14 protein-coding genes and 1 pseudogene are annotated in these 17,046 nt (G+C 67.8%); 1 reads left to right on the top strand and 14 read right to left on the bottom strand.

Annotated features, from left to right (window positions below; translation table 11 throughout):
• Window positions 1-5: 5 nt before the first annotated feature.
• From FA743_RS11205 to FA743_RS11195, 3 genes are read right to left on the bottom strand one after another with little or no spacing between them, the layout of a single operon-like run.
• A complete protein-coding gene (locus FA743_RS11205; protein ID WP_136886200.1) occupies window positions 6-1,142 on the bottom strand; it encodes an aminomethyl transferase family protein in 1,137 nt (378 codons plus the stop codon).
• 30 nt (window positions 1,143-1,172) lie between these two features.
• Entirely contained in the window at window positions 1,173-3,518 is a 2,346-nt protein-coding gene (locus FA743_RS11200; RefSeq protein WP_136886199.1) for a trimethylamine N-oxide demethylase, read from the bottom strand.
• A gap of 30 nt (window positions 3,519-3,548) precedes the next feature.
• The gene (locus tag FA743_RS11195) at window positions 3,549-4,889 is read right to left on the bottom strand and encodes a flavin-containing monooxygenase (RefSeq protein WP_136886198.1); all 1,341 of its coding nucleotides are present in this window, start codon (window positions 4,887-4,889) and stop codon (window positions 3,549-3,551) included.
• A 169-nt stretch (window positions 4,890-5,058) separates the two neighbouring features.
• Here FA743_RS11195 and FA743_RS11190 point away from each other — a divergent pair, with 169 nt between their 5' ends.
• Entirely contained in the window at window positions 5,059-6,315 is a 1,257-nt protein-coding gene (locus tag FA743_RS11190) for an ABC transporter substrate-binding protein (protein ID WP_169308857.1), read from the top strand.
• Here FA743_RS11190 and FA743_RS11185 read toward each other — a convergent pair.
• The 11 genes and pseudogenes from FA743_RS11185 to FA743_RS11135 all read right to left on the bottom strand — a co-directional run.
• Window positions 6,299-7,006 (bottom strand): FadR/GntR family transcriptional regulator, encoded by a 708-nt coding sequence (locus tag FA743_RS11185; RefSeq protein ID WP_136886196.1) that lies wholly within the window; start codon window positions 7,004-7,006, stop codon window positions 6,299-6,301. The genes FA743_RS11190 and FA743_RS11185 overlap by 17 nt on opposite strands.
• A gap of 70 nt (window positions 7,007-7,076) precedes the next feature.
• The gene (gene glnT, locus FA743_RS11180) at window positions 7,077-8,381 is read right to left on the bottom strand and encodes a type III glutamate--ammonia ligase (RefSeq protein ID WP_136886195.1); all 1,305 of its coding nucleotides are present in this window, start codon (window positions 8,379-8,381) and stop codon (window positions 7,077-7,079) included.
• 101 nt (window positions 8,382-8,482) lie between these two features.
• Window positions 8,483-9,823 carry an FMN-binding glutamate synthase family protein gene (locus tag FA743_RS11175; protein ID WP_136886194.1) on the bottom strand — a complete coding sequence of 447 codons (1,341 nt, stop codon included), beginning with the start codon at window positions 9,821-9,823 and terminating at the stop codon, window positions 8,483-8,485.
• 10 nt (window positions 9,824-9,833) lie between these two features.
• Complete coding sequence (locus tag FA743_RS11170; RefSeq protein WP_136886193.1) at window positions 9,834-10,517, bottom strand: GltB/FmdC/FwdC-like GXGXG domain-containing protein; 684 nt, start codon at window positions 10,515-10,517, stop codon at window positions 9,834-9,836.
• A gap of 1 nt (window position 10,518) precedes the next feature.
• Entirely contained in the window at window positions 10,519-11,403 is an 885-nt protein-coding gene (locus FA743_RS11165; RefSeq protein ID WP_136886192.1) for a class II glutamine amidotransferase, read from the bottom strand.
• Between the two features lie 148 nt (window positions 11,404-11,551).
• Window positions 11,552-12,634 carry an ABC transporter ATP-binding protein gene (locus FA743_RS11160; protein ID WP_211242245.1) on the bottom strand — a complete coding sequence of 361 codons (1,083 nt, stop codon included), beginning with the start codon at window positions 12,632-12,634 and terminating at the stop codon, window positions 11,552-11,554.
• Window positions 12,631-13,431, bottom strand: a complete 801-nt coding sequence (locus FA743_RS11155; RefSeq protein WP_136886191.1) for an ABC transporter permease — start codon at window positions 13,429-13,431, stop codon at window positions 12,631-12,633. Before FA743_RS11155 ends, FA743_RS11160 begins: the two co-directional genes overlap by 4 nt.
• Window positions 13,431-14,267: an ABC transporter permease gene (locus tag FA743_RS11150; protein WP_136886190.1), complete on the bottom strand. Its 837-nt coding sequence runs from the start codon at window positions 14,265-14,267 to the stop codon at window positions 13,431-13,433. The genes FA743_RS11155 and FA743_RS11150 overlap by 1 nt, the downstream gene beginning before the upstream one ends.
• 51 nt (window positions 14,268-14,318) lie before the next feature.
• Window positions 14,319-15,329: an ABC transporter substrate-binding protein gene (locus FA743_RS11145; protein ID WP_136886189.1), complete on the bottom strand. Its 1,011-nt coding sequence runs from the start codon at window positions 15,327-15,329 to the stop codon at window positions 14,319-14,321.
• A 55-nt stretch (window positions 15,330-15,384) separates the two neighbouring features.
• Window positions 15,385-16,848, bottom strand: a complete 1,464-nt coding sequence (locus tag FA743_RS11140; protein WP_136886291.1) for an aldehyde dehydrogenase — start codon at window positions 16,846-16,848, stop codon at window positions 15,385-15,387.
• Window positions 16,849-16,914: 66 nt separating this feature from the next.
• Window positions 16,915-17,046 (bottom strand): annotated as a pseudogene (locus tag FA743_RS11135) (IS110 family transposase); the annotation flags it as partial.

The raw sequence follows: 17,046 nt of genomic DNA, 5'->3' as shown, positions 1-17,046 counted from the left end.
CAGGTTCAGCCCTTGGCCGTCCGGCGCGTCTTGCCGGGATCGAGGAAGGGCATCGGCGCGGTCGTGGCCGCAATCCGACCATGTTCGGGGCAGGCCACGACCAGCGGCGTGCCGTCATTCGCGCAATCGACCGGCAGGCGCGCGATGGCCACGGTCCAGCCGTTCAGGGCCGAGTGCATCGCCTGCGTCACGACGCCCACCTGCACCCCGTTGCGCAGGACCGGGGCGCCGTTGCCGGGCACCCTGTCGCCCTCCAGCCGCAGGCCCCAGATCCGGAAGCGTTCCTTGCCCTTCAGGCGATAGTGTTCCTCGGCGCCGCGAAAGCCGGTCTTGCCGGGCGAGACGGTGAAATCCAGCCCCAGCTCCCACAGGGTATCTCCGCAGGGCTGGTCGTCGAAGGGATACATCTCGGAATTGTCATAGGGGAAGAACAGCAGGTAGCTTTCGGTCCGCAGCAGGTCCAGCGTGGTAAAGCGGCAGGGGATGATGCCTAGATCGGCGCCATCCTCCAGGATGCGGTCCCAGATCAGCGGCGCGTCCTGCCCGCGCACGAACAGCTCGTATCCCCGCTCGCCGGTATAGCCGGTGCGCGAGATCAGCGCGGGCCTGCCGAAGATCGACGTGGCCATGTGGCTGAAATAGGGCAGGGCGCGGATGCCCGGTACATGGCGGTCCAGGAAGTCGACGGCCAGGGGGCCTTGCAGCGACAGGTCGTGAAGGTTGTCGTCGAACCGCACCGACACGTCGCGCCCCGAGGCCGCCATGGTCAGCTGCTCGTGCCCCTGACCGGCGCCATGGACGACCATGTAGGCGTTGGGCGCGGTGCGATAGATCACGCAATCGTCGATGAATTTGCCGCCATCGTTCAGCATGCAGGCATAGACCGCGCGGCCCGGCATCAGCTTTTCGACGTTCCGGGTCGTCGCGCGGTCGATCACATGGCTGGCGGCGGGGCCGGTGACATGCACCTTCTTCAGCCCCGACACATCCATCAGCCCGGCCTTGGTGCGGATCGCCGCATATTCGGCCATCGGATCGCCGTCATAGGACCATGCGGTACCCATCCCGCTCCAGTCCTCCAGCGCCGAGCCAAGCGTGCGGTGCCGGTCGGCCAGGGTCGAAAAGCGCCAGGAATTGGTCATCGGGATGCTCCGTTCATCAGGGGGGCGGGGTCACGCGCGGGCGCGTTCCTTGGTGGGGTCGTAATGCGGAAAGGCAGTGACGCGGGCGGGCAGGCGGCGCTGAAGGCCGTCCAGCTGCCCCACCTCCAGCCGCGTGTCGGGGTCGGAATGGGTCACGTCGACCTGCGCCAGCGCGATCTGCTGGCCGAGCAGGGGCGACCACATCGCGGATGTGATCTGCCCCACCCGGGCGCGGCCCAGATACAGGGGGTCGCCGTGCACCGCCGGGATGCGGCTGTCGATGACCAGACCCGTCAGCTTGATGCGCGGATGGGCCTTGCGGCGGATCAGCGCCTCGCGGCCCATGAAATCGTCAGGCTTGGTCTTCAGCGGCACGGTGAAGCCGATGCCGGCCTCGAACGGATCGGTCTGGTCGGTGAATTCGTGATCGGCAAAGATCAGCCCCGCCTCGATCCGCAACAGGTCCAGCGCGGCAAGCCCCATCGGCACCAGCCCGAAATCGCGCCCGGCCTCGGTCAGGGCGGCAAAGACCGCCCGTCCGTCGCGGGGATGGCAGAACAGCTCGTATCCCAGCTCGCCCGTATAGCCGGTGCGCGAGACGACGACCGGCACGCCGTCGGGCCCGCCGATCCGGCCTGGGGTCCAGCGGAACCAGCCCAGTTCAGGGATCGCGGTCTGTTGCGGCGCCGTCCAGACCAGCCCGGCCATCAGGTCGCGGCTTTTGGGTCCTTGGATCGCCAGATTGTGCAGCTGATCGGTCGAGCCGCGCACCATCGCCTGCAGTCCCAGCTCGGCCGCCTGCTGGCGCAGCCATTCGCCGCCGAAATCGCTGCCGCCGATCCAGCGGAACCGGTCGGGCCCCATGCGGAACAGCGTGCCGTCGTCGATCATGCCGCCATGGGGATGACACATCGCGGAATAGACCACCTGCCCCGTGCCCAGCCTTCCGACATCGCGGGTCAGCACCCATTGCAGCAAGGCCTCGGCATCGGGGCCGGTCACCTCGAACTTGCGCAGGGCCGAGAGGTCCATGAAGGCGACGCCCGTGCGGCAGGCGCGGTATTCCTCTTCGGGCGAGGAGTTGGGGAAGGTGGCGGGCAGCCAGAACCCCTTGTAGTCCACAAAATCCCGGGTCAGCGCGGCGAAATCGTCGTGAAAGGCGGTCTGTCGGGTCATGATCGGGGGGCTGTCCGGCATCGGGCGCCAGGCAGAGGCGCGCTGAAAACTCTGGGTCGCGGCATAGCTGCGGATGTGGATGTCGCTTGGCGCCCAGCCATTCGCGGGGCTGGTATCGTCGGGGCAGGCCGAGGACACGCAGACGATATCGGTCAGCGCCCGCATCAGGACGTAATCGCCGGGCCGCGACCACGGCTCGTCCGCGATCAGGACGCCCGCATGGTCGATCGCGGTGTTGAAGAAGAAATTCGCCGCCATCCAGCCCTTGCGTGGATCGACCCCGTGCGGGGCCAGCGCGGCGTTGAAATTGTCCGAACAGTTCGCATGGCCCGGATAGCCGATATCGTCGTAATACTTGGCCGAACAGGCCAGGGCGAAGGCATCGTGGCGCCCGCAGCTGTCTTGGACGACCTCGACCAGCGGCACCATGTCCTGATCGTAATATTTCGCATGCAGGCCGGGGCTGGCATAGCTGTGGCCCAGGATCGTGCGGGTCGTGGTCACGTCCAGCGGGTGCTGCAGGCCCCGGTCCAGCTTGCGCGCGTCGAAGCATTGGAAATCAGTGCATTGGCGCCCGTCCACGTCGATCACCTGCAGATATTCCCCCGCGCGGATCAGATAGGCCTGGGCCGTGGCCGAGGCGACGCGCAGGTCCAGCACCGGATCGGCCAGCGGATCGGGCAGATCATGGCGCAGCGCATGGGCCGGATCGGCGCGCAGGATGTGCACTGTGAGGGGCGAGGCGGTGTCGTGCCCCTCGGGCGTCATGGGGGCGGCGGGGGCGCAGACGATCAGCCAGCCCGGCGCGGTCGCGGTCAGGTCGGCGCGGTCGCCCGCCGGGCTGGCTGCGCCGAACAGCGTCACCGCGCGCAGGGCTCCGGGGTCGATGCCGCGCCGGGCGATGCCCGCCGCCAGACGGCGCAGGCTGGCCTCGCCCGAGGACAGCGCCGCCTGCAGCCCGAGCGCGGGGCGGTCCGCGGCCCGGTCCAGCAGGTCGGCGGGGCGCCCGTCCGGCGTTGCGGTGGCCAGTTCGGCCCTCTGCCCGCCCTCGTCATTCAGCAGCGTGATCCGGTCGCCCGCCGAAAGGCGCAGCATCACCGCCCCGCCGCCCGGCACGCCATGCCGTTCCGCGACCGCGCGCGGGGGGCGCGACGAGACGGGCGGGCCGGGTCGGAACAGGCGGGGCAGGGTCGGGGTCATGGCGGGCACCTTCGGGCAGGCCTTGGGGGGTCAGTTGCGCAGATAGGTCTCCATGCTGTCGTCCAGCGCCTCGCGCCAGGGCGTGTGATGCGCAGGTGCCATCGTTCCGGTCATGACCGAACGATAGGACTGGTCGCGGAAGCCCATGATGTCGTGCGCCTTGTGATGCTTCCATTCATAGAAGGCCGCGCAGGCGCCATCGACGTCGAAGCTGGGGTAATCGGTCTCGGCGATCAGCTCCTTGACGTAGTCGCCCTGATATTTGATCGCATATTTCGTGTCGTTGCCGGCGTCCTCGCGGGCCTCGCGTTCGGCCACGTCGGCCAACAGCGCCTGCGTGTCGGCGGGCACCGCGATCCGCCCCAGGATGATGTCGCGGGCATACCAGGCCTGGGCGTCGAACATGTTGAAGGTGAACCACTGGTCCTGCATGCCCAGATAGATCAGCCGCGGGTTGTGGACATAGACCACCCCCTTGTAGAGATCCGCCGCCGCCAGGCGGTTCGCGGTCTTGAGCCGCAACCCGTCGGGCAGGAACGGGAAATAATGCCTGTAGCCGGTGCACAGGATGATCGCGTCCACATCGCGCGAGGTGCCGTCGCGGAAATGCGCGGTCCGGCCATCGACATGGGTCAGCAGCGGCACCTCGGCCCAGTTGTCGGGCCAGGCAAAGCCCATCGGCGCGGTGCGATAGCTGACCGTGACCGATTTGCAGCCGTATTTCCAGCATTGCGAGCCGATATCCTCGGCAGAATAGGAGGTGCCGACGATCAGCACGTCCTTGCCGGTGAACTCGCAGGCGTCGCGGAAATCATGGGCATGCACGATCCGCCCGGCAAAGCGGTCGAAGCCCGGAAACTCCGGCGCGTTGGGCGTCGAGAAATGACCCGAGGCCACGACGACCCAATCGAAGACCTCGGAATAGACGCGGTCGGCCTGCAGGTCGTGCACGGTGACGGTGAACTGGTCGGTCGCCGGATCATGGGTGACGGAACGCACCACGGTCGAGAACCGGATCCAGTCGCGGATGCCCGCCTTCTTCACCCGCCCCTCGATATAGTCGAACATCACCGCACGCGGCGGATAGGACGCGATCTGCTTGCCGAAATGCTCCTCGAAGGAATAGTCGGCGAATTCCAGCCCCTCCTTCGGGCCGTTGGTCCACAGATAGCGATACATCGAGCCGTGGACCGGTTCGCCATATTCATCGGTGCCGGTGCGCCAGCTGTAATTCCACAGCCCGCCCCAGTTCGTCTGCTTCTCGAAACAGACCACCTCGGGGATCGGGGTCGCCTCGCCGGCGGACTGAAAGGCCCGCAGCTGGGCCAGTCCCGATGGCCCCGCACCGATGACGGCGACTCTCTGTGTCATTCTGTGCTCCATTGGCATGAACCGAAACAGTAATTTTGGCATGATTGGCTTGAACCAATTGGCGCCGCCTGTGACTGCCGGTCAAGTTTATTTCTTGCGCGTCAAGAAAATTGCCTTGAATTTGGTCGTTGATGGGTCAGGATGCCTCAAACCCACTCACGGAGTGCAGATGTCGCTGGCGCAGCGTCTTGCCTTGGGCGGGGCCCTGCCGCGCACTCTGCGCCCCGGCCCGCCCGCGGTGCGAATCGGATTTCTGGCCCCGCTGACCGGGCCGCTGGCCCCGTGGGGCCTGCCGGGGCTGGAAGGATGCCGGTTATGGGCCGACTGGCTGAACGGGCAGGGTGGCCTGACCATCGGGGCGGCACGCCATCCCGTGCGGATCCTCGACTGCGACACGGCAAGGGGTCTCGAGGCGACGCGGCAGGGGGCGCGGACGATGGTGGCGCAGGGCGCGCGGATCATCCTGTCGCTTGGCGGCGACAGTCTGGCCCCGGCGCTGCCATGGCTGATGGATCGGGGCGCGCTGGTGTCCACCCTGCTGCCCTTCGATCTGTCGCCCGCGACCCCCAGTCTGATCGCCCCGGCCGAGATCCATCCGCTGTTCGTCGTCACCTCGGTCGCGTGGCTGGCGGCGCGGCGGCCCGATCTGCGCCGCGTGTCCCTGTGCAGTCAGGAGGATCTGATGGGCCTGCCCTCGCTGGCGACCTATCGCGCGGCCTTCGATGCCGCCGGGATCACGCGGGTGCGCGAGGTGCGCTATTCGCCGCAGGGCGCCGATCCCGCGGCGATCCTGGCCGCGATGCTGCAGGAGGGTCCGCAGATCCTGTGCTGGTGCTCGTCCGAGCCGCAGATGGTCCATGCCCTGACCGAGGCCGCGTTTCACGCGGGCTTCCGCGGCCCGATCCTGTCCTGTACCGGCGATTACTATCCGCGCCTCGTGGAACGGACCTCGGTCGACTTCATGCAGGATTTCATCTTTCACTTTCCCGATTTCGACGATCCGGCGCTGGTCGGGCGGGCGTTCTTCTTTCGCCAGCCCTCGGGGTTCCATGCCAGCTTTCAAGCCCGCTATCCGGGGCACTGGTCGGCGGTCAGCTGGGAATATGCCGCGATCCTGGACCAGTGGCAGAGCGCGGTCGAGATCGCGGGCTCGGCCCGGGCCGACCGGGTGCTGGATGCCATGAAGCGGGGCGGGCGGATGATGAACGCCTTTGGCCCCGCCCGCTGGCAGGGCGAGGCGCTGTTCGGCATCGACAACGCGCTGATCGGCGACTGGCCAGTGGTGCGCATCCAGGACGGGCGGGCGCGGATCCAGGCGTTCGGATCAGTGCTGGACTGGTTGTCGCGGCACGAGGGCCTGCTGCTGGACCACTTGCAGGATCTGGGGCTACGCTGGCAGCAGCGCGCCGTCAGTCGCCCTGGGTGAACAGGGCCTGTTCGTCCAGCAGCATCTGCTGGACCACCGCCTGCGCCTCGGCCATGTCGCGAAGCTCGATGGCCTGCAGCAGCGCGCCATGGCCCGCACGGATCCGGTCGCGCCGCTCGGACGTCAGGTGGCGGTCCAGCATGACACCGCTTGCAGCCTCGCGCCGCGCCTGCAGGACCAGCCGATAGCAGGCCAGCAGCAACGGGTTGGCGCTGGACTCGGCCAGGATCGACAGGAAATCCTGTTCGGCCTGCGCGAAATCGGCCGGGCTGGCGCGGTCCGACATCAGGTCCAGCTGCGCGGCCAATTGGTCCAGCCCCGCCTGCGGCATGTGCATGATGGCCAGACGGGCGATCTCGGGTTCCAGGATGCCGCGCATGACATGCAGGTGCAGGGGGCCGGTCCGGCGGGCCAGGCCGGGTTCCGGCGCGCCGGTGACGAAGGTGCCCGCGCCAAGGCGGCGGTCGATCAGCCCCTGCCGTTCCAACTGATCCAACGCCTCGCGCAGGGTGTTGCGGGCGACGCCCAGATCGCGCGCCAGCAGCCGCTCGGCCGGCAGACGGCTGCCCGGGGCAAGATCCCCCTGCCGGATGTGCGCGACCAGTTGCTCCACCACCCGGCGGACCGTCGGGCCGGTCGCGGGAACATGGGAACCCGCCGCCGCGGGCAGGTTGGATACCGGATCGTGCATGCCGCCAGACTAGCGCCGGCTGCGCCCCGCTGCCAGAGCGAAAGGGAACCAATTGGACCGGTTCTGCGCCTCAGATGTCCAGCGTGGTGTCGCGTTCCCATTGCGTCAAATGGGCGGTGTAGGCGTTCCATTCCTGGGTCTTCATCTTGATATAGGCCGCCGAGAATTCGGAGCCCATCGCCGCCTTCAACTCGCCATCCGCATCATAAGCCCGCAATGCATCCAGAAGGTTCAGCGGCAGCTTGGGCGCGCCGGTGACGGTGTGGCCCTCGGCATACATGTCGATATCCCACCGCTTGCCGGGATCGGCCTTGGACTTCAGCCCCGACAGGCCGGCCGCGATGATCACCGCCTGCAGCAGATAGGGGTTCACGGCTCCGTCCGGCAGGCGCAGCTCGAACCGGCCCGGGCCGGGGACGCGCACCATATGGGTGCGGTTGTTGCCGGTCCATGTCACCGAATTGGGCGCCCATGTCGCCCCCGACACCGTACGCGGCGCGTTGATCCGCTTGTAGCTGTTGACCGTGGGATTGGTGATCGCCGCCAAGGCCGAGGCATGTTTCATGATGCCGCCCAGGAAGTGCCGCCCCGGGTCGGACAGCGACAGATCCTTGCTGTCATCGGCGAAGGCATTCCGCCCGTCATCGGTCCAGACCGAGATATGCGCGTGGCAGCCGTTCCCCGTCAGCCCCATGATCGGCTTGGGCATGAAGGTCGCGCGCAGCCCGTGCTTTTCCGCGATGGACCGGGTCATGAACTTGAAGAAGCTGTGCTTGTCGGCGGTGGCCAGCGCGTTGTCGTACATCCAGTTCATCTCGAACTGGCCGTTCGCATCCTCGTGGTCGTTCTGATAGGGCTGCCAACCCAGCTCCAGCATGGCGTCGCAGATCTCGGCGATCACGTCATAGCGGCGCATGACGGCCTGCTGGTCATAGCAGGGCTTGACCGCCGTGTCGGCCGGGTCCGAGATCTGCGTGCCTTCTGGCGTCAGCAGGAAGAATTCCGGCTCGACCCCGGTCTTGACGGTCAGGCCCAGATCGGCGGCCTCGGCCACCAGCCGGTTCAGCACGTTGCGCGGCGCCTGATCCAGCGGCCCGCCCCCCGCCATCACGCAGTTCGAGGCGACCCAGGCCACGTCGCGCTTCCACGGCAGCTGAAAGACCGAGGCCGCATCGGGCAGGGCCATCATGTCGGGATGGGCGGGCGTCAGGTCCAGCCAGGTGGCAAAGCCCGCGAAGCCCGCGCCGTCCCGCTGCATGTCGGCAATGGCCTGCGCGGGCACCAGCTTGGCGCGCTGCGCGCCGAAGAGGTCGGTATAGGAGATCATGAAGTACTTGATGCCCCTGTCGGCGGCAAAGGCTGCCAGATCGGTCATGGCGATATGTCCCTGTTGATGAGGAAAGGGGCCGGGGCGGGATACGGTGCCCCGCCCGTCTGGCGCTGGTCGGTCGCAGGCCCGCGATCACGGGCCCGAAGTCACAGACCGGTGCGGCCCGGGATCCAGTCGGTGCCCGCCAGCGGCACGCCCGCCATGGCGGCGGCCTCGATGGTCAGCGCGCACAGATCCTCGGGCTCCAGGTTGTGGACGTGGCTCTTGCCGCAGGCCCGTGCAATGGTCTGGCATTCCAGTGTCAGCACGGCCAGATAGTTGCGCAGCCGCCGGGCGCCCTCGAGGGGATCGAACCGCGCCATCAAGACGGGGTCCTGCGTGGTGATGCCCGCCGGATCGCGCCCCTCGTGCCAGTCGTCATAGGCGTCCGCCGTGGTGCCCATCGCCGCGTATTCCGCGCCCCATTTCGGGTCGTTCTCGCCCAGGGCGATCAGCGCGGCGGTGCCGATGGCCACCGCATCGGCGCCGAGCGCCAGCGCCTTGGCCACGTCGGCGCCGTTCCGGATGCCGCCCGAGACGACCAGCTGGACCTTGCGGTGCATGCCCAGATCCTGCAGCGCCTGCACGGCGGGGCGGATGCAGGCCAGCGTCGGCTGCCCGACATTCTCGATGAACACGTCCTGCGTGGCCGCCGTGCCGCCCTGCATCCCGTCCAGCACGACCACATCCGCGCCCGCCTTGACCGCCAGCGCGGTGTCGTAATAGGGCCGCGCGCCGCCGATCTTGATGTAGATGGGCTTTTCCCACCCGGTGATCTCGCGCAGTTCCAGGATCTTGATCTCCAGATCGTCGGGACCGGTCCAGTCGGGATGGCGGCAGGCGGAGCGCTGGTCGATCCCCTGCGGCAGGTTGCGCATGCGGGCCACGCGTTCGGTGATCTTCTGGCCCAGCAGCATGCCGCCGCCGCCGGGCTTGGCGCCCTGACCCACCACGATCTCGATCGCATCCGCGCGGCGCAGGTCGTCGGGGTTCATGCCGTAACGGCTTGGCAGGTACTGATAGACCAGCTGGTCGGAATGGCCGCGCTCCTCGTCGGTCATGCCGCCGTCGCCGGTGGTGGTCGAGGTCCCCGCCAGCGTCGCGCCGCGTCCCAAGGCCTCCTTGGCGGGGCCGGACAGCGCGCCGAAGGACATGCCCGCGATGGTCACCGGGATCTTCAGCCGGATCGGTTTCTTCGCGAAGCGCGTGCCCAGCAGGACCGAGGTGTCGCAGGTCTCGCGATAGCCCTCCAGCGGATAGCGGCTCATCGAGGCGCCCAGGAACAGCAGGTCGTCGAAATGCGGCAGCTTGCGCTTGGCGCCGCCCCCGCGGATGTCGTAGATGCCCGTCTCGGCGGCGCGGCGGATCTCGGCGTTTGTCTCGGGGCTCCAGGTGTGGCTGTTGCGGGGCAGCGTCTGCGCGGTCGAGGGGGGGGTGGGTCGGTCCATCGGTCTCTCCTCAATACGCGGCGGCGTGATCGACGTTGAAATGATACAGCTTGCGCGCCGAGCCATAGCGGCGGAACTCCTCGGGGCGGGCATCGGCGCCGGCGCGGTCCAGCAGGTCGCGCAGCAGGTCCAGATGTTCGGGGCGCATCTCCTTCTCGACGCAGTCCGAGCCGAGCGACTTGACCGTGCCGCGCACGAACAGCCGCGCCTCGTACAGACTGTCGCCAAGCGCGTCGCCCGCATCGCCCAGCACGACCAGGTTGCCCGACTGCGCCATGAAGGCGGACATGTGGCCGATATTGCCATGCACCACGATGTCGATGCCCTTCATCGAGATGCCGCAGCGCGAACTGGCATTGCCCTTGATGACCAGCAGCCCGCCATTGCCGGTGGCGCCCGCATATTGGCTGGCATCGCCCTCGATCACGACGGTGCCCGACATCATGTTCTCGGCCACGCCTGGTCCGGCCGATCCCGCGACGCGGATCGTCGCCTGCTTGTTCATGCCCCCGCAATAGTATCCGGTATGGCCCCTGACGGTGACCTCGATGGGCGCGTCCAGACCCACGGCGATGGCATGGGCGCCCTTGGGGTTCAGGATCTGCCATTCGGTCTGGTTCGTCTGCGCCGCCTGCGCCTGCAGGGCGGTGTTCAGCTCGCGCAGCGGGGTGGTGGCAAGGTCGATGGTCTGCATCCTAACGCTCCCAGAAATAGACGGTGGCGGGTTCGGGCTCCCACACGCGGGCGGCCTCGATGCCGGGCAGATCGGCCAGTGCCCGGTATTCAGACCCGAAGGCCACGTAATCGTCGGTTTCGGCCATGGTGGCGGGCTTGCAGGCAATGGGGTCGCGGACCACGCCAAAGCCGGTGCGGGTGCCCACGACGAAGGTGAAGAACCCGTCCAGATCCTGCAGCGTGCCCTCCAGCGCCTGGCCCAGATCGGCGCCCTCGGCCAGGCGGGACGACAGATAGCAGGCCGCCACCTCGGTATCGTTGGCGGTCAGGGGGGCAAAGCCCTTGTCGGCCAGCACCCGCCGCATCCGGTTGTGGTTGGACAGCGAGCCGTTATGGACGAGGCACTGGTCGGTCCCGGTCGAGAAGGGATGCGCGCCAAGCGTGGTCACCGCACTTTCGGTGGCCATGCGGGTGTGCCCGATCCCGTGGCTGCCCGACATGGCGCGCAGGCCAAAGCGGCGGGCGACATCGCGGGGCAGGCCGACCTCCTTGAAGATCTCCATGGAATGTCCCGTGCCCATGACCCGCAGGCCCCGGTCCAGCAGAAAGGCGCGGGCCTGCGCCTCGGTCCCGTCGGGCAGGGTCAGCACGGCATGGGTGTCGATCACCCGCATCGTGACCGGGCCGTCCAGCGCCGCAGCCAGATCCGCATCCAGACCTGCAAAGCCGGTCTGCGGGCTGTCGGATTGCACGGTGATCTTCAGCTGGTCGCCTTCGCCATAGATGGCGATGCCCGCGCTGTCGGGGCCGCGATCGGTCATGGTGATCAGCATGTCCGTCAGCATCTCGCCCAAACGGGGACGCATTGAGTCGTTCTTCAGAAACAGGCCGACGATGCCGCACATGGCTCTATCCTTACATCGGTGGTGTCCTGTCGAATTTATCCTTACGAATACTTATTTCCTATGAATAAATTATTCGAGCATCGGCTTTTTCGTACTGAACGACGGTTTTGCCTGACTTCTGGGCAGACCTCCCGCGCGACGGGATCCGTCAGTCGCGCGCGAAGGCATGGGCGTCCTGCGCCTGCCATTGCACGGTCAGCCGGTCGCCGCGCCGCACCTGTCCCAGCAGGGGATGGCCGAAGGTCAGACGCACGGCCAGCACCTCGCCCCAAGGGGTGCGAGCGCTGATGGTGCTGCTGTTGCCGAGGAAGGTCACGTCCTCGACCGTGACGGGCAGCGACGCGCCCTCGCGCCCCCGCCCCGGCGTCAGATCGATCCGTTCGGGGCGCAGCATTAGGTCGGCGGCCCCGCCCGGGCGCCCCGCACCGTGCAGGGGCAGGTCCCTCAGCATCGTGCCATCGGCAAAGCGCAGCGTGGCCCCCGTGCCGGTCATGTCCTGCACCTGCCCGCTGAGAAAGGCGCTGTCGCCCACGAAATCGGCGACGAAACGCGTGGCGGGGCTGGCATACAGTTGCGGGCCGGTGCCGACCTGCTCGATCTTGCCCTGATTGAAGACGGCAATGCGGTCGGACAGGCGCAGGGCCTCTTCCTGATCATGGGTGACATAGAGGATGGTGACCCCGGTTTCCTGATGGATGCGGCGGATCTCGTGCTGGATCTCCTCGCGCAGCTTCTTGTCCAGCGCCGACAGCGGCTCGTCCATCAGCAGGACCGGCGGGTCATAGACCAGCGCGCGGGCCAGGGCGACGCGCTGCTGCTGGCCGCCCGACATCTTGGCCGGCATCCGCTCGCCCAGCCCGTCCAGCCGCACCAGAGCCAGCGCGCGCCGCACCTTGTCGTCGATCTCCGCGCGGTTCATGCGGCGCACGCGCAGCGGAAAGGCCACGTTCTCGGCCACGCTCAGATGCGGGAACAGGGTATAGCGCTGGAACACCATGCCGATGTTGCGCTTGTGCGAGGGGATGTTCAGGATCGACTGGCCGCGCAGCCGGATGTCGCCCGCCGTCGGGTCCTGAAACCCGGCCACGATGTACAGCGTCGTCGACTTGCCCGACCCGGATGGGCCGAGAAATGTCATGAACTCGCCCTGCGCGATCTCAAGCTCGACATGATCGGTGGCGACGACATCGCCGAACACCTTGCGGATGCCGTTGATATGCAGATAGCTCATCTGGATTTGCCTTTGCGGATCAGGGCAGCCACGATCATCAGGACCACGGTCAGCAACACGAGAAGGGTCGAGGCGGCGGCGATCACCGGTGTCAAGTCCTGCCGCAGCGTGGTCCAGACGCGCACCGGCAGCGTCTGCAGGGTGGGCGAGGCCATGAAGATCGCCAGCACGACCTCGTCCCACGAGATCAGGAACGAAAAGATCGCGGCCGAGAACACGCCGTGGCTGATCGCAGGCAGGGTGACGCGGGCCCGCGCCTCCCACGGATGGGCGCCGCAGAGGATGGCGGCATCCTCGATCGCGGGGTCGAAGGTCTTCAGCGCGCCGGTGATGGCGATGATGGAAAAGGGCAGGGCGACGATCAGGTGGGCTGCGACGAAGCCCGTGAAGGTGCCGTTCAGCCCGATGCGCAGGAAGAACGCATAGAGCGCGACGGCGATGATGACGACGGGCAGGATCATCGGCGTCAGGAAGAAGGCCCGCAGCACCGCGCGCCCCCGGAACTGTCCGCGCACCAGCGCGAATGAGGCCAGCAGCCCCAGGATCACCGACAGCACCATGACCACGACCGCGATCCGCGCCGAGGTCCAGGCCGATTGCAGCCAGCGCGGATCGGCGAACAGCTCGTGATACCAGCGCATCGTCCAGCCGGGCGGCGGAAAGATCAGCCAGCGGCTGTCGCCGAAGGACAGCGCCACGATGAACACGATCGGCAGCAGCAGGAACAGAGCCATCAGGACCGCAATGCCCGCCAGCACCCACCGCCACGTCCCCAGCTTGTCGAAGTTCATCAGCATCAGACGCCCCTTCCCGCGAACAGGCGCAGCTGCAGCGCATACAGGATCAGCGTCACCACCAGCAGGATGAAGGCGGCCGCCGCCCCCATGCCCCAGTTCACGAGGCTCTGGACCTGCTGGACGATCAGCTCGGCCAGCATCATGTTCGAGGTGCCGCCCAGCAGCGCGGGCGTCACGAAATAGCCAAGCGACATGACGAAGACCATCAGCGCGCCCGAGGCGATGCCGGGCGCGGCCAGTGGCAGCAGCACCCGGCGCAGCGCCTGCCCCTTGCTGGCGCCGCACAGGGCCGCCGCCTGCAGGATGGCGGGGTCGATCTTGCGGATGACCCCGTACAGCGGCAGGATCATGAAGGGCAGCATGATATAGACCATGCCGATGGTCACGCCGATCAGGTTGTTGGTCAGCTGCAGCGGCTGGTCGATCACGCCCACCGCCATCAGCATCCGGTTGATCAGGCCCGTCTGCTGCAGCAGCACCATCCAGGCATAGGTGCGCGCCAGAAGGTTGGTCCACATCGACAGCAGGATGATGCCGAAGAGGATGCCCGCCAGACGCGGCGTGGTGATGGCCAGCAGCCAGGCCACCGGGAACGCGATCAGCGCGGTGACCAGCGTCACCGTGCCCGACACCAGAAAGGTGTTCCCGAAGACCCGCAGATAGGTGGCCGATCCCAAAAGTGTCTCGTAATTCTGCAACCCCGGCTGCGGCTCGGTGACCGAGCGGGTCAGCAGCAGCGTGACCGGCACGACGAAGAAGGCCAAGAGCAGCACCAGCGCGGGCAGCGCCATGCCCAGGCCCGACCCGCGACGGGCGGGCATCAGGAAGGACAGCATCGGATCACCTTTTCGCCAGGACCGGGGCGCGGGCACGCGCCCCGGTCAGGGTCACTCGGCCTGCCAGGCATACCAGCGGTTGCCGATCTCATCGCGGTTGGCGGCCCAATAGGCCATGTCGGCATTCACCTGAACCGCCGTCTGCGCGTCGGGCAGGGTGGCGCGCAGGTCCGCCTCCATCAGATCGGCCGAGCCGGTGTTGATCGGCGCATAGCCGGTGGCTGCGGCAAAATCGGCCTGCGGCTGTGCACCTGTCGCGGCGGCGATGAAGGCCATCGCGGCGTCGCGGTTGGGGGCGCCCTTGGGCACGACCAGCGCGTCGGCTGCGGTGATGTTCTGGTCCCAGCTGATGCCCACCGGCATGCCCTCGGCCTCCAGCGCGGCCAGGCGGCCGTTCCAGAACAGCCCGACCGGCGCCTCGCCCGAGGCCAGCAGCTGCTGGCTTTGCGCGCCGCCTTCCCACCAGATGATGTCGCCCTTGATCATGTCCAGTTTCGCGAAGGCCCGGTCCAGATCCAGCGGATACAGATCCCCGGCGGCCACGCCATCGGCCAGCAGCGCGGCCTCGATCACGCCCGGCGCCGACCATTTGTAGAAGGTGCGGTTGCCGGGGAAGGCCTCGGTGTCGAACAGGTCGGCCAGCGTCGCGGGCTGCGCGTCCGGGAACTGCGCCGGGTTCCAGCCCAGCACGAAGGAATAATAGAACGAGCCCACCGCATGATCGGACACGAAGCGCGGGTCCAGCACGTCGCGGTCGATGATGTCGAAATCCAGCGGTTCCAGCAGGCCGGCTTCGCCCGCCTGCAGGGCCCAGTCATATTCGACATCGACCACGTCCCAGTTCGTGGCACCGGCTTCGACCATGGCGCGAATCTTTCCGTAATCGGTGGGGCCGTCCTGCACGACGGTCGTGCCGGTCGCCTCGGAAAAGGGCGCGGCCCAGTGTTCGGTCTGGGCGTCCTGCGTGGTGCCGCCCCACGAGGTGAAGACCATCTGCTGCGCATGGGCCGGAACGGCCAGCGCCGAGATCAGGGTCAATGCGGCCAAAGCCTTGAGTGTCATGATAGGAACTCCGCTGTTGAGGGGTGCCGCCGCGGCCTGCGATGGGCCACGGTCGTTATCGCATGATGAAGGGATCGGGGATCGGATCGTCCGAGACCCGCAGCCAGACGGTCTTGACCGTCGTGTAATCCAGCGCGGCGGCCAGCCCGCCTTCGCGGCCCTGGCCTGACAGCCCGTGCCCGCCGAAGGGCGCCATGGGCGAGACGGCGCGGTAGGTGTTCACCCAGACCACGCCTGCGCGCAGCCCCCGGATCATCCGGTGCGCCCGCGTCAGGCTGCGGGTGAAGACGCCCGAGGCCAGGCCGAAGGGCGTGTCGTTGGCCAGATGCAGCGCCTGTTCCTCGGTGTCGAAGGACAGCACCGACAGGACCGGGCCGAACAGTTCCTGCGTCACGCAGGGCGCGTCGGGCGCATCAGAGCAGTCGAGGATCGTGGGCGGATAGAAAAAACCCGGCCCTTCGGGCACCACGCCCCCGGCGCGCAGCACCGCGCCCGCCGCGATGCTGTCCTGCACGATGCGGTCGATCCGGTCGCGCTGGCGGGCCGTGCACAGCGGCCCGATCTCAGTCTCCATCCGGTCGGGGACGCCGATGGCGGCGGCGTTCGCCTTGGCGACCAGACGCGCCAGCAGCGCCTCGTGCACGCTTGCCTGCACGATCAGCCGCGAACCGGCGACGCAGCTTTGCCCGGTCGCGGCAAAGATCCCCGCCACCTGGGCATTGGCGGCGCTGTCCAGATCGGCGTCGTCGAAGACGACGAAGGGCGACTTGCCGCCCAGTTCCAGCGAGGTCCGCGACAGGTTCTCGGCCGAGGCGCGCAGGATATGTCGCGCGGTGTCCGGCCCGCCGGTGAAGGCGATATGGGCGACCAGCGGATGGCTGGTCAGCGCGCGGCCGGCCTGAGGTCCGCCGGTCAGGATATTGACCACACCGGGCGGAAAGCCCGCCCGATCGACCAGCCGGGCAAACTTCAGCAGCGGCGCGGGCCCATCCTCGCTGGCTTTCAGCACCACGGTGCAGCCCGCCGCCAGCGCTGGCCCCAGCTTGACGGCGGACAGGAACAGCTGGCTGTTCCACGGCACGATGGCCGCGACCACGCCCACGGGTTCGCGGCGCAACCAGACCTCCATGTCGGGCTTGTCGATGGGCAGATGCGCGCCCTCGATCTTGTCCGCCAGCCCGGCATAATAGCGGTAGTAGTCCGCGACATAGGCGATCTGGGCGCCGGTCTCGCGGATGATCTTGCCGGTGTCGCGGGTCTCCAGCGCGGCCAGCCGGGGCGCGGCCTCCGCCACCAGATCGGCCAGCCGGAACAGCAGCCTGCCGCGCGCGGTGGCGGTCAGCCCGGCCCATGCGGGGTCGCGAAAGGCCCGGTCGGCGGCACGCACGGCGCGGTCCACATCGCCCGCGTTCGCATCGGGCATCGACGCCCATGCCTGCCCGGTCGCGGGGTCGAGGCTGTCGAAGCGGCCCGCCCCGTCCGAAAACTGTCCGTCGATGTACTGCTGGAACCGCTCCATCACGCGAAGGCCGGCATGACGTCGCGGATGAACCGTTCCAGCGAGGCGCGCTTGCGGTCGAAGCTCATTCCGCAGCGCCTCCCGCGTCCGGGCCAAAGCGACCGAAGACACCAGCTTCAGATCGAACCCAGCTACGCCGAGGTGATACATCAGCACACGGTGATAGTTGCCTGTGGCCTCAAAGCCGATCCGGACGGG

The sequence above is a fragment of the Paracoccus gahaiensis genome (genome assembly GCF_005048225.1).
In the GTDB taxonomy this organism is placed as follows: Bacteria; Pseudomonadota; Alphaproteobacteria; order Rhodobacterales; family Rhodobacteraceae; genus Paracoccus; species Paracoccus gahaiensis.
Note: the sequence above shows the minus strand (reverse complement) of the source record. Positions and strands in the feature narration are given on the sequence as shown.